Annotated in this window: 14 protein-coding genes; 4 read left to right on the top strand and 10 right to left on the bottom strand. The window is 62.3% G+C overall.

Annotation, left to right across the window (positions count from 1 at the left end):
• Positions 1–182 precede the first annotated feature (182 nt).
• Positions 183–1424, top strand: a complete 1242-nt coding sequence (locus CAF73_RS15055; protein WP_085703130.1) for a TIGR03862 family flavoprotein — start codon at positions 183–185, stop codon at positions 1422–1424.
• Positions 1425–1462: 38 nt separating this feature from the next.
• Here the strand turns inward: CAF73_RS15055 and CAF73_RS15050 are convergent, their stop codons facing one another.
• Positions 1463–2803: a DEAD/DEAH box helicase gene (locus CAF73_RS15050; protein ID WP_085697577.1), complete on the bottom strand. Its 1341-nt coding sequence runs from the start codon at positions 2801–2803 to the stop codon at positions 1463–1465.
• 65 nt (positions 2804–2868) lie between these two features.
• Positions 2869–3819: a drug/metabolite exporter YedA gene (gene yedA, locus CAF73_RS15045; protein WP_085703129.1), complete on the bottom strand. Its 951-nt coding sequence runs from the start codon at positions 3817–3819 to the stop codon at positions 2869–2871.
• 163 nt (positions 3820–3982) lie between these two features.
• On the opposite strand from yedA, the gene CAF73_RS15040 reads away from it, so the two are divergent.
• Positions 3983–4435 (top strand): Lrp/AsnC family transcriptional regulator, encoded by a 453-nt coding sequence (locus tag CAF73_RS15040; protein WP_085703128.1) that lies wholly within the window; start codon positions 3983–3985, stop codon positions 4433–4435.
• A 149-nt stretch (positions 4436–4584) separates the two neighbouring features.
• Here the strand turns inward: CAF73_RS15040 and CAF73_RS15035 are convergent, their stop codons facing one another.
• The 3 genes from CAF73_RS15035 to CAF73_RS15025 form a co-directional block, all read right to left on the bottom strand.
• A complete protein-coding gene (locus tag CAF73_RS15035; protein ID WP_085703127.1) occupies positions 4585–5190 on the bottom strand; it encodes a PolC-type DNA polymerase III in 606 nt (201 codons plus the stop codon).
• Between the two features lie 40 nt (positions 5191–5230).
• Positions 5231–5710 (bottom strand): NYN domain-containing protein, encoded by a 480-nt coding sequence (locus tag CAF73_RS15030; protein WP_007958730.1) that lies wholly within the window; start codon positions 5708–5710, stop codon positions 5231–5233.
• 266 nt (positions 5711–5976) lie between these two features.
• Positions 5977–6735, bottom strand: coding sequence for a DUF2076 domain-containing protein (locus tag CAF73_RS15025; protein WP_085697581.1), 759 nt, complete (start codon positions 6733–6735; stop codon positions 5977–5979).
• 178 nt (positions 6736–6913) lie between these two features.
• Here CAF73_RS15025 and CAF73_RS15020 point away from each other — a divergent pair, with 178 nt between their 5' ends.
• Both CAF73_RS15020 and CAF73_RS15015 read left to right on the top strand, forming a co-directional pair.
• On the top strand, positions 6914–7588 hold the full coding sequence (locus CAF73_RS15020; RefSeq protein ID WP_085697582.1) for a YciC family protein: 675 nt from the start codon (positions 6914–6916) through the stop codon (positions 7586–7588).
• A 74-nt stretch (positions 7589–7662) separates the two neighbouring features.
• Positions 7663–8739: an endonuclease/exonuclease/phosphatase family protein gene (locus CAF73_RS15015; RefSeq protein WP_085703126.1), complete on the top strand. Its 1077-nt coding sequence runs from the start codon at positions 7663–7665 to the stop codon at positions 8737–8739.
• Positions 8740–8741: 2 nt separating this feature from the next.
• On the opposite strand, the gene CAF73_RS15010 is transcribed toward CAF73_RS15015, so the two are convergent.
• The 5 genes from CAF73_RS15010 to CAF73_RS14985 all read right to left on the bottom strand — a co-directional run bounded on the left by CAF73_RS15010 (position 8742) and on the right by CAF73_RS14985 (position 14656).
• On the bottom strand, positions 8742–9578 hold the full coding sequence (locus CAF73_RS15010; RefSeq protein ID WP_085703125.1) for an ABC transporter ATP-binding protein: 837 nt from the start codon (positions 9576–9578) through the stop codon (positions 8742–8744).
• Complete coding sequence (locus tag CAF73_RS15005; RefSeq protein ID WP_007958721.1) at positions 9566–10369, bottom strand: ABC transporter permease; 804 nt, start codon at positions 10367–10369, stop codon at positions 9566–9568. The genes CAF73_RS15010 and CAF73_RS15005 overlap by 13 nt, the downstream gene beginning before the upstream one ends.
• Before the next feature lie 10 nt (positions 10370–10379).
• On the bottom strand, positions 10380–11357 hold the full coding sequence (locus CAF73_RS15000; RefSeq protein WP_085703124.1) for an ABC transporter substrate-binding protein: 978 nt from the start codon (positions 11355–11357) through the stop codon (positions 10380–10382).
• Between the two features lie 402 nt (positions 11358–11759).
• Positions 11760–13130: an aspartate aminotransferase family protein gene (locus CAF73_RS14990; protein WP_085703122.1), complete on the bottom strand. Its 1371-nt coding sequence runs from the start codon at positions 13128–13130 to the stop codon at positions 11760–11762.
• A 32-nt stretch (positions 13131–13162) separates the two neighbouring features.
• Positions 13163–14656: an aldehyde dehydrogenase gene (locus tag CAF73_RS14985; RefSeq protein WP_085697588.1), complete on the bottom strand. Its 1494-nt coding sequence runs from the start codon at positions 14654–14656 to the stop codon at positions 13163–13165.
• Positions 14657–14751: the final 95 nt, after the last annotated feature.

Raw genomic sequence — 14751 nt, 5'->3', positions numbered from 1 at the left:
TTGTTTTTTGATCAGGCCTTTCGATCATCACAAATCCCTGTGGGAGCGAGCTTGCTCGCGATGGCGTCAGTACATTCAACATTTAACTGAATGACTCACCGCTTTCGCGAGCAAGCTCGCTCCCACCCGGTTTCTGCGCTGTTAGAATGCGCGCCATATTTCGTCAGACCGCAGCGCACGCCATGACCCAGATTCACGCCACCTATCCCGCTCACGTCGCCATCATCGGCGGTGGTCCCGCCGGCCTGATGGCCGCCGAAGTGCTGAGCCAGGCCGGAGTCCGCGTCGATCTGTACGACGGCATGCCCTCGGTGGGCCGCAAGTTCCTGCTGGCCGGGGTTGGCGGCATGAACATCACCCATTCCGAAACCTACCCGGCGTTCCTCTCGCGCTACGCCGAACGTGCCCCGAACATCGCCCCGCTGCTGCGCGCCTTCGACGCCGACGCACTGTGCCGGTGGATTCAGGAGCTGGGCATCGAAACCTTCATCGGCAGCTCCGGCCGGGTGTTCCCCACCGACATGAAAGCCGCGCCGCTGCTGCGCGCCTGGCTCAAGCGCCTGCGCGACAGCGGCGTGGTTATCCACACCCGCCACCGCTGGCTCGGCTGGGATGAAAACGGCGCGCTGCGCATCGACAGCCCGGAAGGCGAGAAAACCCTCAACCCCGACGCCACCCTGCTCGCCCTCGGCGGTGGCAGTTGGTCGCGACTGGGCTCCGACGGCGCGTGGATGCTGGCGCTGGAGCAACGCGGCGTAGGACTGGCGCCATTGCAGCCAAGCAATTGTGGCTTCGAGGTGCAGGCCTGGAGCGAAGTGATGGTCAGCAAATTCGCCGGCGCACCGCTGAAAAATATCGCCATCGGTTTGAACGATGATGTTCCTCGCCTTGGCGAATGCGTGATTACCGCGACCGGCATCGAAGGCAGTCTGATCTATGCGCTGTCGGCACCGATTCGTGAAGCGATCAATGTGCACGGTGCAGCGACTGTTCACATCGACCTGCTGCCCGGCCGGCCTGTGGATAAATTGCAGGCGGCGTTGAGCAAACCGCGGGGTTCGCGCTCGATGGCCAAGCATCTGCATAGTCAGGTCGGAATTGATGGGGTGAAAGCGGCGTTGTTGCGCGAGCTCACTGATGCTGCGACGTTTGCCGATCCGGCGCTGTTGGCCAGGGCGATCAAGGCGTTGCCGCTGATGCTGGTGAAAACCCGACCGCTGGACGAGGCGATCAGCAGTGCTGGTGGCGTGACATTCGAGGCGATGGATGAGCGCTTGATGCTCAAGGCGTTGCCGGGGGTGTTTTGTGCGGGGGAAATGCTGGATTGGGAAGCGCCGACTGGGGGGTATCTGCTGACGGCGTGTTTTGCCAGTGGCCGGGCGGCCGGAGCTGGAATGCTGGACTGGTTGAAACAGCGTAACTGATCGTTCCCGCATGGCGCGGGAACGATCCGATCTGACGCTTAAGGCTTACGCTTGCGCGGCCCGGTGTTGAACACCGGCACCTTGCGCACAGGCTTGATCGAAGGCTCCGGCGCCTGAGTCTCGCCGCTGTCCACCCACTTGCCCAGATTGCGCTTGCCACCGCCGCCACCGGAAGCTTTCGGCTTCTTCGGTTTTTTCGGCTTCTTGATCACCTGGCCACTGGCATCGGTGTCCGGCACACGGTGCTCGGGCACGAAATCTGGCTCGACCTCACGCTTCAACGTACTGCGGGTCAGCATCTCGATCGCCGACAACATGTTCACTTCATCGGCACACACCAGCGAGATCGCCTGACCAGTCGAACCCGCGCGGCCAGTGCGGCCGATACGGTGAATGTAATCCTCGGCAACGATCGGCAGATCGAAGTTGACCACCAATGGCAGGTCTTCGATATCCAGACCACGGGCCGCCACGTCGGTGGCCACCAGAATCTGCACTTCGCTCATTTTGAAACGGTCCAGCGCCCGCTGCCGGGTCGCCTGCGGCTTGTCGCCGTGGATGCCGTCGGCGTTAACGCCCAGACCTTGAAGTTTTTCGACCAACGCATCCACACCGTTGCGAGTCTTGGCGAACACCAGCACCTGCTTCCACTTGTTCTTGCGCATCAGGTGCACGAACAGTTCCGGCTTGCGCTTCTTGTCCACCGTGACAATCCACTGCTTGACGGTATTGGCGGCCACGTTGCGCGGGCTGACTTCGATGCTCAGCGGATCGTTGAGCATCTGCCCGGCCAGCAGGCGGATGTCATCGGAGAAGGTCGCGGAGAACAGCAGCGTCTGACGTTTTTTCGGCAACGCGCGGTAAATGTTCGCCAGCTCTTCGGAAAAGCCCAGGTCGAGCATGCGGTCGGCTTCGTCCAGCACCAGGGTCTGCAACTGGTTGAACTTGAGCGCGTTCTGACGGAACAGGTCGAGCAGACGGCCCGGAGTGGCGACCAGCAGATCGACGCCGCCGCGCAGCTTCATCATCTGCGGGTTGATGCTGACGCCGCCGTACACCGCATAAGTGCGCAATGGCAGGTTTTCAGCGTACTGGCGCACGGCTTCGTGGACTTGTTCGGCCAGTTCGCGGGTCGGCACCAGAATCAGCGCGCGAACCGAGTTGGCAGCGACTTTCGGCCCTTCCATCGCCAGCAATTGCAGCAGCGGCAAGGCAAAACCGGCGGTCTTGCCGGTCCCGGTCTGGGCCGCGGCCATCAGGTCGCGACCGGCCAGCACCGCCGGAATGGCTTGCGCCTGCACCGGCGTCGGGGTCTGGTAGCCGAGCTTCTCGAGGGAGCGCAGCAAGGGTTCGATCAGGCCAAGGTTGGCGAAAGTCATGGGAGTACCGTAGGAAAAATCAGAGCGGTTGTGCAAAACAAGTATGCGATGACGCGCAGTTTACCCTAATTCCCACGCTGCTCCGTCGCTATGGCCGTCGTTGGGGCAGCCGGCTCGCTGACCACCGGCAACTGCCGAGGACGCCGCCACTGCGGCAGACCGATCAGCACCACCGCGCCGATGATCACCAGCATCGCCAGCGCCTCTTCGATGCCGATGGTCTCGCCGACAAACACAATCCCCAGCAACACCGCCACCGCCGGGTTCACATAGGCATAACTGGTGGCCGCCGCCGGGCGAACGTTTTTCAACAGATACATGTAGGCGTTGAAGGCGATGATCGAGCCGAAGAAGATCAGGTACGCCAGCGCCAGCCAGCCTTCCAGCGGCGGCATGGCTTGCAGGTGTTCGCCGCTGGCCGCGCTGCCGATCAGCAGCACCGCACCGCCCACCAGCATTTCCACGGCACTGGCCATCGCGCCCTGGGGCAATGGCAGGTGTTTGCTCCACACCGAGCCGAACGCCCAGCTCGCCGCGGCAAAAATCAGCAGCGCTGCGCCCAGCGGGCTCGATTGCAGGTTGGAGCCCATGTTGAGCATCGCGATGCCGATAATCCCCATCACCACCCCGGCCCACTCCAGACGGGTGTTGCGCGCCCCCCAGAAATAACCGCAGAGCAAAGTGAACAGCGGCACCGTCGCCACCGCCAGCGCAGCAACGCCCGATGCCACGCCGCTGTGTTCAGCCAGCGTCACCGCGCCGTTACCGAAACTCAGCAACAGAATCCCGATGATCCCCGCCGCTTTCCACTGCGCCCAGGTCGGCGCCGGTGCCCCGCGCCAGCGCAGGAAGGCGTACATCAGGCTGCCGGCAATCACGAAGCGCACACCGCCGAGCATCAGCGGCGGCCAGTATTCGACACCGATGCGGATCACCAGATAGGTCGATCCCCAAATCACGTACAACGCAAAAAACGCAGCGATCAACGGCAAGGAAAAACGGCGCAGGGCAGACATGGGCAACTCGAAAGTCAGATTCAGGGGATTGGTTATTCTAGAAAGGCCAACCGCTAAAAATAAGTTACAAAACCTGTTTATAGCGCCGGTACACTTTTGAAAACACGGAGATCGACGGCCGAAACCGCGATTTCGAAAGTCTGCCATTTTCAGGAGTCCGACCTTGGACAAATACGACCGCATGCTGCTCAGCGCCCTGCTCGAAAACGGTCGCGCGTCCTACGCCGACCTCGCCCGCAAAGTGAACCTCTCCGCCCCCGCCGTCGCCGAGCGCGTGGCCAAACTCGAGGCCAGCGGCGTCATCACCGGCTACTCGGCCAAAGTCGACATGGCCAGGCTCGGCCTGCCGATCCAGTGCGTCATCGAACTGCGCCTGAACCAGCACGGCAATCCGAAGGTGTACGAGGAGCTGATCAGTATCCCGCAACTGACCGAATGCCACCGCGTCACCGGCGACCCGTGCGTGATCATGCAGGCCGCCGTGGGCTCGATGACCGAGCTGGAAGAGCTGATCAATCGGGTGGCGAAATTCGGGTTCAGCAAGACGTCGATCGTGTTGTCGAGTGCGATAGAGAAGCGGGTGCCGCTGGGGCATATCGAGGGCAACGGAAAGTAACCTTCCCGTCCCGCTCGTTCCCACGCTCTGCGTGGGAATGCCTCAACGGACGCTCTGCGTTCGGCTTTGGAAGGGACGCGGAGCGTCCCGGGCTGCATTCCCACGCGGAGCGTGGGAACGATCAACAGGGAAATGTGTTTGCCTGAAAATCAGCGATAGCGCTGGAGGTGTTCGCCGACTTTAGCGGCCGGCACTTTCTGCAATTTGCACAGCAGGTCGTGCGATAGCTCCCGCACGCCGTGCTTGTGCCGCAACTCATCCGCCAGATGCGCCAGCAAGTTCGCCGCCATCTCCGCATCCGCCATCGCCCGGTGCGCCTGGCCGGTGTGCGGCAATTGGGCAAACGTGGTGAGCGTGCCGAGCTTGTGGTTCGGCGCCGCCGGCATCAGGCGGCGGGCCAGCAGCAGCGAGCAGGCAAAGTTCTGCAAACGGGTGCGTTTGATCCGGCCCAGTTCGAAGTCCCAGAACTTCTGGTCGAACGCGGCGTTGTGCGCCAACAGCGGGGTGCAGCCGACGAATTCGTTGACTTCGTTCATCACCTGTTCGGCCGACGGCGCGGTGCGCAGCATGGCGTTGCTGATGCCGGTGAGTTGTTCGATAAAGGCCGGGACGCGTACGCCGGCGTTCATCAGGCTCTGGTAACGCTCGACGATGCGGCCGTTTTCCAGCATGACCACGGCGATTTCCGTGGCCCGGCAACTGCTGCTCGGCGAGATGCCGGTGGTTTCAAAGTCGATGACTGCAATGCGTTCCAAACCGGGTGGTACTCCGTCCAGATCAATTCTTGAGCAGGGCTCAGTTTTTCAACAGCAGCGCGCCTTCGATCGGCACGTAACGGCTGGCGGCGCGGATCAGCGAGTTGGCGGTCAGGCCGGGAACGCCGTAGGCCACCGCTTGCACGCCGTGTTTGTTGATGATGCGTTCGAGCAGCATGTCGAAATCGCCGTCACCGGAAGCCAGGACGATTTCGTCGACGTGGTCGGCGGCGTCCATGATGTCGAGGGTGATGCCCACGTCCCAGTCGCCCTTGGCCGAGCCGTCGCTGCGCTGGATGTAGGGTTTGAGTTTCACGGTGAAACCGAGGTTGCGCAGGATCTGCTGGAACTGCTGCTGTTTGCTGTCGCCCCGGTCGATGGCATAGGCGTAGGCCTCGACGATCTGCCCGTGCTGGCTGACATCCGCCCACAGCGCCGCGTAGTTGAAGTGGCAACCGTAGGCCTGGCGGACGGTGTAGTAGAGGTTCTGCACATCGGCGAACACTGCGATTTTTTTCACCGGAGTTCCTGTGAGCGCTGACGCGCATGAGCCGGATCAGGCACCAGGCCCGAAAAAGGCGCTCAGTATGCCAGCCCGAAGGAAGGTTCCGCGAATAATCGGCCCGGGGCGCTCAGGCGCCCCGGACGAATGGTGAGAAGACTTGTCCCTGTGGGAGCGAGCTTGCTCGCGATAGCAACGCTTCAGTCGCCGAAAACATCGGCTGAACGGACGCCATCGCGAGCAAGCTCGCTCCCACAGGTCAATGTCACGCCCTGGAAGACGGATCAGACGAAGGAATCGTCGTCATCGAAGAACGATGAGTTGTCATCGCTGTAGTCGGTGTCGGCAAAGCCGCCCTGGTCATTACCCCAGGAGTCGTTGTTGGCCATGCGCTGGTCATCGCCCCAGCCATTGCTGCTCTGGTCATTGACCTGAGCCGGCTCTTCCTTGATGACTTCGACGATTTCCTGCGGCTGCTGGTTGTGATGGAACAGGCTGCTGATACCTTGTGCCAGCATCACGCCACCCGCCACGCCGGCAGCGGTTTTCAGGGCGCCGCCGAGAAAGCTGCTGCCGGCCGCCGGGGCTGCTTGCTGCTGGCCATAACCCGGTGGTGGCGCGCCGAAGTTCTGTTGCGGCGCGGGCGCACCGAAGTTCTGCTGCGGTGCCGGCTCACGCCAGCCGCCGGAGGACGTCGGGGCGCTCTGGGTCGGCGCCGGGCGCGAGCTGCTGCCACCGAAGATGCTCGACAGGAAGCCACCGCCGCTGGAGGCCGGCGGCGCGCTCTGCGCCTTGGCCGATTGCAGTTCGGCCTGCAATTGCTTGACCTGTTGAGTCAGTTGCTTGTTTTGTTCGTCGAGGCTCTTGAGGGCAGCCTCCTGCACCAGAATCGCCTGGGTCATGAAATAACCTGCGGCCGGCTGGCGCGTCAGGTGTTCCTTGATCCGCGCCTCAGCCTGGGCGTCGCGCGGGGCTGCCTCCGTTTCGGCCTGCTGCAGCCGGGAAAACAGTCCATCGATCAGGGTTTGTTCTTCGCTGTTCATGGCGACCTCGTAGATTGCCGGGGATAACGTTGCCCTCGTCCACGTCGGAGGAGGCGCCCCTCTGTAATGGAGGCAGCAACAGAATGTTTCAATAACCTTTACCGAACGTTTACGTTTGCGCAGCGAAACGGATCATCGGTTAAAGTGAGCCACTGTTTTTGACCTGCGATACCGACTGATGAATGCCTTCGATGTGCTGCGCGACTCCCTGTATTTCTTCAAACGCAATCTGGGCCGGATCGTCCAGTTGTGTCTGCCGCTGGTGATTTTCGAAGCCGCGCTGCAACAGGTGGTCGACCATGCCAGCGACCCGGACGGTTACTCGGCCATCAGCGTGATCGTCGGCCTGCTGGTGTATCCGTTGTACACCGCCGCGCTGATCCTGTTTCTCGATGCCCGCACCCGCGGCGAATCCCCGCAAACCCGCGATTTGCTGGCGATGGCCGCTCGCCTGTGGCCGCGCTTTGCCGTTCTTACCGCGCTGAACACGTTGCTGATCCTGCTCGGACTGTCGCTGTATTTCCTGCCGGGGCTGTGGCTGATGGTCACTCTGGCTTTCGGTGAATACCTGCTGGTGCTGCGCGGCTATGGTCCGTTGCAGGCGATGAAGGAAAGCCTGCGTCTGAGCCGTGGGCATTTTCTGCGGATTCTGGTGTGCATCCTGTGTGTGATGGGGCCGCTGTGGTTGCTCAAAGGCCTGACTTTGCAGGTCTATCCCGATCCGCAGAATCCGTTGATCGCGGTGCTGATCGACAGTGGCCACAGCTTCCTGCAACTGTTCACCAGCGTGGTGCTGTTCCGCCTGTTCATGCTGATCAGCGAATTGCCCGACAAACGTGACGGAATGGTCTGACCGCTCGGCGCTTGGGTGACGCGGCAGGTCTCGGGTATGCTCGGGACCACTTCCGTATCGCTACAAGCCGAGCCATGACCCGTCTACTGCGCTACATCCTGTTGCCCCTATTGCTCGCCTTCGCCCTGATCGGCACGCTGATCTACAGCCTGACCTGGCGCCCGGACGCCCGGGAAACCCTGCCGGTCAGCTGCACCGGGCAACCGCCGACGCTGGTGCCCGGCCAGGCTTTGAAGGTCATGACCTGGAACGTGCAATACCTGGCCGGCAAGCGCTACGTGTTCTGGAATGATCTGGCGCAAGGCGACGACGAAGCCCCGACCCCGGAAGACATGGCGTTCAGCCTCGATGAAGTGGCGCGGGTGATCCGCGACGAACAGCCCGACGTGGTGCTGTTGCAGGAACTCGATGACGGCGCCAAGGCCAGCGACTATCAGAACCAGCTCAAGCTGCTGCAGGAGCGTCTGACAGACCTCTACCCGTGCAGCGCTCACGCCTTTGACTGGAAGGCCGATTTCGTCCCGGATCCGCACATTTTCGGCAGCGTCGGCCGGCAACTCGCCACCCTCAGCCGCTACCGCATCGAACACGCCGAACGCCTGCAATTGCCGATGCAGCCGGCGAACATCATCAGCCGTCAGTTCAAGCCGAAAGACGCCTTGCTCGCCACCACTCTGCCGCTCAGCGATGGCGGGCAACTGGTGGTGTTCAACACCCATCTGGATCGCGCCACGCAGCCGGACGACACCTTGCAGGCACAGGTGACAGCGGTGGCCAAGGTCCTCGACAAACACGAAAGCCACGGCACGCCGTGGCTGATCGGTGGCGACTTCAACCTGTTGCCGCTCGGCCAGTACCGGCGTCTGCCGGTCGAACAGCGCACGCCCTACGCCGTGGACAGTGCGCTGCACCTGTTGTGGGACAGATACCCGATGATCCCGACCAACAACGAAGCCGGCGGCATCGACCGAGCCAAATGGTTGACCCACTACCCCAACGATCCCGGCCTGAATGGTCCGGATCGCACGGTCGATTACCTGTTCTACAGCCCGAAGATCAAGCGGGTCGAAGCCACGGTGCGGCAGGACGATACCTTGCGCATTTCCGATCATTTGCCGGTGATTGCGAAGTTCCTCCTGCCACCCAACTGACCTCAATGAGCCTCTTCGAGATCGTCGTGCAACAACCCGAAGATCTGCCGTTTCATGTCGATGAACGAGCGCTCCATCACCATGTCCAGCGTGCGCGGACGTTCGATCGGCACATCGAGAATCTGCTTGATCCGCCCAGGCCAGGCGCCCATCACATACACCCGGTCGCCCAGCAGGATCGCTTCGTCGATGTCGTGGGTGACGAACAGCACGGTCTTCTTGCTGTTGCCCCACACCCGCAATAACAGTTGCTGCATTTGCAGACGGGTCTGGCTGTCGAGGGCACCGAAGGGTTCGTCCATCAGCAGGATCTGCGGGTCGTTGGCCAGAGCCCGGGCAATCGCCACCCGCTGCATCATGCCGCCGGACAGCTGTTTGGCGTAGTTGTCGGCAAATCCCGACAGGCCGACTTCGTGCACATAGTGATCGACGATCTCCTTGCGTTTCGCTGCCGGCATGCCCCGGCGCTTGAGGCCGAACTCGACGTTCTGCCGCACGGTCAGCCACGGGAACAGCGTGTAGCTCTGGAACACCATCCCGCGATCCGCGCCGGGGCCCTGCACTTGCTGACCGCCGACGTAAATATCGCCGGACGTCGGCTCGGCCAGGCCGGCGGTGAGGTACAGCAGGCTCGACTTGCCGCAGCCCGATGGCCCGACCAGCACCGCGAACTGCTGATCCGGCACTTCGAACGACACTTCTTCAAGCGCGGTGAAGGTTCCGCCGCCGGGCTTGGTGTAGCGCAGGCTGACCTTGTCCACCTGCAACCTTGGCGCAGCGTGTGCCGGTACAGCGACCGGCTCGATGAAACGACGGTTGGCAGCGGTTACTGAGCCCATGCGGCAATCCTCAAACGCAAGAAGCGAAACAGTTGATCGGTGACCAGGCCGAGCAGGCCGATGATCGCGATGGCGAGAAAAATCACATCCACCTGAAAGCCGCGCATGGCCTTGAGGCTCAAGTAACCAAGGCCGCTGGACGCGGCGACCAGTTCGGCGACCACCAGATACGTCCAGGCCCAGCCCATGGTCACCCGCAAGGTGTCGAGCACGCCGGGCAACGACGCCGGGGCGATCACATGCAGCACCGCGTCACGCCGGTTGGAGCCGAGGGTGTAGGAGGCGTTGATCAAGTCCTTGGAGATGCCTTTGGACACGTCGGCGATCATCACCAGTTGCTGGAAGAACACGCCGAAGATGATCACCGACACCCGTTGCTCCAGACCGATGCCGATCCACAGAATGAACAGCGGCACGAACGAGGTCACCGGCAGGTAGCGGATGAAGTTGACCAGCGGTTCGAGGAAAGCCTGGACGATACGGAAGCTGCCCATCAGCAAGCCCAGCGGCACCGCCACCAGCGACGACACGATGAAACCGACCATCACCACTTCGACACTGGCCCAGACATGCTGGCCAAGAGTGCCGTCGCGGCTGAGGCGCACGGCGGCCTCAACCACCGCGCCGGGCGTGGGCAGGAACATCCCCGGCACGATGCCGCCGTAGGACAACCCGGCCCACAGGCCGACCAGCAACACCCAGGCCAGACCGCTGGCGCTCCACACCACCGGCACCGGCAATCCGGTCTTCGGCGTGATGCAGCGGCTCAGCCATGAATTGCGCTTGAACATGACTAGTCTCCTAGAGCGGGCTGACGAAACGGTTATCCACCAGATCGTCGTTGCTGACGTTGTAGGGCTTGCCCTGCAATTCGCTGGCGGTTTCGTTGGCCAGTTTGATCAGCGGTGCGCTGTCACCCGGCGCGCCCGGTTTGCCCAGCAACTTCTCGCTCATGGCCTGATCGTAGAAGCGCACGCCTTGCGCGGCGGCGGCCAGTTCCTTCGGATCGGACAGGTAACCACCGACGCCCTTGGCCATGATTTCGTAGGCTTTCTGTGGATGATCCTTGGTGTACTGCACGGCTTTGTAGAGACCGGCGACCAGCGCCTTGACGTCCTCCGGCTGCTTCTCGATCACCGTGCAGTTGAGCGCCACCACATCGACGATCACGCCCGGCGTACTGCTGCTGTCGATCAGCACCTTGCCCTGCTGCTTGTCGCGCACCATCGACAGATGCGGCTCCCAGGTCACGGCGGCCGGCACGCGACCGGCGATGAATGCGGTGGCGGCATCGTCGGCGGTCATGTTCTGCACGGTGATGTCGCTCATGCTCATGCCGTTCTTTTTCAGCAGGTACGAGAGCCAGAACTGCGAGGTCGACCCTTCGTTGACGGCCACGGCCTGGCCCTTGAGCTCTTGCAGGCTCTTCACGTTTTTACCCACCAGCACGCCATCGCCGCCATGACTGTCATCCAGCGCCGCCACGGCCTTGAAGCAGAACTGCGGACGGTACTTGAGCACTTCATCAATGGTAGAAGCCGAGCCGGACAATTGCCCGGACGCCTGGGCGGCCATGTACATCGACGCCTCTTCGACCACTGGCAATTCGACGGTCAGGCCGTTTTCCTTGAAGTAGCCCAGATCCTGGGCCAGGTACAGAGTGCCGTAACCGACCCACGTGGTATGGCCGATCGACAAGGTGCCGGCCTGAGCGGCGGTGACACAGAGGGCGGAAATCGCCAGAGGACATGCAAGACGGGTAAACAAGGACTTGTTCATGGAGCACTCCCAACGCTGTTGATTTAGTTGTCATGGGCAGTACGGCCAGCCGGGGTGTCGCGATTGCACGCTGCGGTCTCTGTCGGACTCTGGCGGGCAATGCCCTGGCTGGCGAAATCGATGTTGACCCAGGCTTGGCGTCAGGAAAACGAGGAAATAGTTAGACGCGAACGATGAAAAAACTGGGTAGTGCGCACCGCGAAAGGGCGCGTCGGGCGGGGATGCCCGAGGTGGGTGCAGATTGGGAAAAAGTCTGGCGAAGATCGTTCCCACGCTCTGCGTGGGAACGCAGCCCAGGACGCTCTGCGTCCCATTCGAGAGCTGGAACGCGGAGCGTCCCTTGAGGCATTCCCACGCAGAGCGTGGGAACGATCAGGACACGGAACGAGCGATCCGGGGGGGTTAGAGCCGGCCGTATTCCTGCGCCGTACGATCCAGCGCTTTCAAGGTCTTGCCCACCAGCTCGTCAATCTCTTCACGGCTGGCAATCAACGCCGGCGCCATGATCATCCGCCCCAGGGTCGAGCGAATGATCACTCCCTCTTCAAACCCGATCGTGCGGCAGCGCCAGGCGATGTCGTTTTCATTGGCAAAGCGTTTGCGCGTGGCCTTGTCTTCCGCCAGTTGCAGCGCCGCGACCATGCCCGTGCCCTGAATGTCACCTACCAGCGGATGATTGCCGAACACCTCGCGCAGGCACTGCTGCAGGTACGGGCCGATGTCATCCTTGACCCGCGTCACCACGCCTTCATCGCGCAAGGCCTTGAGGTTGGCAATCGCCACCGCCGCCGCCACCGGGTGCCCGGAATAGGTCAGGCCGTGGGCGAACACGCCGCCCTGCTCCACCAGCACGTCGGCCATTTTCTTCGACAGGATCAGGCCACCCATCGGAATGTAACCGGAGGTCAAACCCTTGGCGATGGACAGGGTGTCCGGCTCGAAACCGAAATATTCGTGAGCGAACCATTCGCCGGTACGACCGAAGCCGCCGATCACTTCATCGGCGCACAACAGCACGTCGTACTTGCGGCAGATGCGCTGGATTTCCGGCCAGTAGCTTTCCGGCGGGAAGATCATCCCGCCCGCGCCCTGGAACGGTTCGGCGATGAAGCCGGCGACCTTGTCGGCGCCCAGTTCGAGGATCTTCGCTTCCAGCTGCTGCGCCGCCCGCAGGCCGAATTCCGCCGGGGTCAGGTTGCCTTCGTGGGCGAAGAAGTACGGCTCGTCGATGTGCGCGATGTCGGGAATCATCCCGCCCATTTCGTGCATGAACTTCATGCCGCCGAGGGCCGTCGCCGCGAGGGTCGAACCGTGGTAGCCGTTCCAGCGGCCGATCATGATTTTCTTCTCGGGCTTGCCCAGCACCTGCCAGTAACGGCGCACGGTACGGATCAGCACCTCGTTGGCCTCGGAGCCGGAGTTGGTGTAGATCGCGTGGCTGTAGTGCCCCGGCAGCAGGCTGAACAACAGCTCGGAGAGCTCGATCACCTGCGGGTGGGTGGTGTGGAAAAACATGTTGTAGTACGGCAACTGCTCCAGCTGCCGGCTCGCCGCCGCGTTCAGGTCTTTTCGCCCGTAACCGAGGTTGGTGCACCACAGCCCGGACATGCCGTCGAGGTAGCGCCGACCGTCGTTGTCCCACAGGTGCAGGCGATCACCGCGCACCATCACCCGTGGGCCTTCGTCGTTGAGGGCCTTCTGGTCGACGAACGCATGAATGTGGTGCGCTGCATCGGCGGCCTGGTAGTCGCGGGTTTCACGTGAGGTGGTCATCGCCGGATCTCCTTTTTTGTTGTGAGCGGCTGTCATGAGCGCAGTTGAAACCAGGTGGTTTTCAACTGGGTGTATTTGTCGAACGAGTGCAGCGACAGATCGCGGCCGAAACCGGATTGTTTGCCGCCGCCGAACGGCACGGTCACGTCCAGCGCATCGACGCTGTTGACCGACACCGTACCGGCTCGCAATTGCCGCGCCACTCGATGGGCGCGGTGCAGATCGTCAGTCCACAGCGACGCCGCCAGACCGTAGACGCTGTCGTTGGCCAGTTGCAAGGCGTGGGCCTCGTCATCGAACGCAGTCACCGCCAGCACCGGGCCGAACACTTCTTCGCGAAACAGGCTCATGTGCGGCTGCACGTCGGTGAAAATCGTCGGCTGAACGAAGTTGTCCGAGCCGTTGAAACTCAGCTGCCGCCCGCCGCAGACGCGGGTCGCGCCTTCACGCTCGGCCTGATGAATGAAGCGCAGAATGCTTTCGGTCTGACGGGTATCGACGATCGCCCCGGCCGCACTCGCCGGGTCCAGCGGATCGCCCGGCTGCCAGCGCTCGGCCTGAGCCTTCAGTCGCTCGACGAACTCATCGTGAATCGAGCGCTCCACCAGCAACCGCGAGTTGGCCGAGCAGACTTCGCCCTGATTGAAGAAGATCCCGAACGCGGCTTTCTGCGCCGCCAGATCCAGATCCTTGCAGTCGGCAAACACCAGGTTGGCACTCTTGCCGCCGCACTCCAGCCACACCTGCTTGAGATTCGACTGCGCGGAGTACTGCATGAAATATTTGCCGACCTGAGTCGAGCCGGTGAACACCAGACAATCCACATCCGGGTGCAGGCCCAACGCTTTGCCGGCCTGTTCGCCGAGACCCGGCAGCACGTTCAATACGCCGGCCGGTAGCCCGGCTTCCAGCGCCAGCTCGGCCAGACGCAAGGCGGAGAACGGCGATTGCTCGGCAGGTTTGAGGATCACCGAGTTGCCCGCCGCCAGCGCCGGTGCAAGTTTCCACGCGGCCATGTCCAGCGGGAAATTCCAAGGCACTACCGCAGCGACCACGCCCAGCGCCTCGCGGGTGATGGTCGCCAGCACGTTCGACGCACTGGGAGCGACCTGATCGTAGAGTTTGTCGAGGCTTTCGGCGTACCAGCGGAACACCCCGGCGGCGCCCGGCACGTCGATGTTGTAAGCGTCCGTCACCGGTTTGCCCATGTTCAGCGAATCGAGCAGGGCCAGCTCTTCGCGATGGGCCAGAATCAGATCCGCCAGCCGCAGCAGCACCTGCTTGCGCTCGGTCGGTGAACGCCCGGCCCACGTGCCAGCTTCGAACACCTGTCGCGCATTCTGCACCGCCGAGTCGACATCCTTTTCACCGCACGCGGCGACGTCTGCCAGAAACTGGCCGGTGGCCGGGTTGATCGCGGCAAAGGTCTGCCCCGATTGCGCCGCACGCAGTTTGCCGTCGATCACGGCCTGGTACGGATAGCTCAACGCAGCGGCCTTGCGCTGCCAGTCTGCAAGCTCGAACACGGTGGTTGCTCCTTGGACTTTTGTTCTTTTGTAAACAGTGCGGGATCGATAGTCGCTCAGGCCCGCGCGCGCTAAAACCAGTAAAAATGTCTTCG

Source organism: Pseudomonas sp. B15(2017) (genome assembly GCF_002113215.1).
Taxonomy (GTDB): Bacteria; Pseudomonadota; Gammaproteobacteria; order Pseudomonadales; family Pseudomonadaceae; genus Aquipseudomonas.
Note: the sequence above shows the minus strand (reverse complement) of the source record. Positions and strands in the feature narration are given on the sequence as shown.

Coding starts and splice junctions, on each gene's coding strand:
- CAF73_RS15010 (WP_085703125.1), bottom strand. CDS start 9,578: ATGGGCTCAGTAACCGCTGCCAACCGTCGTTTCATCGAGCCGGTCGCT.
- CAF73_RS15015 (WP_085703126.1), top strand. CDS start 7,663: ATGACCCGTCTACTGCGCTACATCCTGTTGCCCCTATTGCTCGCCTTC.
- CAF73_RS14990 (WP_085703122.1), bottom strand. CDS start 13,130: ATGACCACCTCACGTGAAACCCGCGACTACCAGGCCGCCGATGCAGCG.
- CAF73_RS15005 (WP_007958721.1), bottom strand. CDS start 10,369: ATGTTCAAGCGCAATTCATGGCTGAGCCGCTGCATCACGCCGAAGACC.
- CAF73_RS15055 (WP_085703130.1), top strand. CDS start 183: ATGACCCAGATTCACGCCACCTATCCCGCTCACGTCGCCATCATCGGC.
- CAF73_RS15000 (WP_085703124.1), bottom strand. CDS start 11,357: ATGAACAAGTCCTTGTTTACCCGTCTTGCATGTCCTCTGGCGATTTCC.
- CAF73_RS15050 (WP_085697577.1), bottom strand. CDS start 2,803: ATGACTTTCGCCAACCTTGGCCTGATCGAACCCTTGCTGCGCTCCCTC.
- CAF73_RS15020 (WP_085697582.1), top strand. CDS start 6,914: ATGAATGCCTTCGATGTGCTGCGCGACTCCCTGTATTTCTTCAAACGC.
- yedA (WP_085703129.1), bottom strand. CDS start 3,819: ATGTCTGCCCTGCGCCGTTTTTCCTTGCCGTTGATCGCTGCGTTTTTT.
- CAF73_RS15025 (WP_085697581.1), bottom strand. CDS start 6,735: ATGAACAGCGAAGAACAAACCCTGATCGATGGACTGTTTTCCCGGCTG.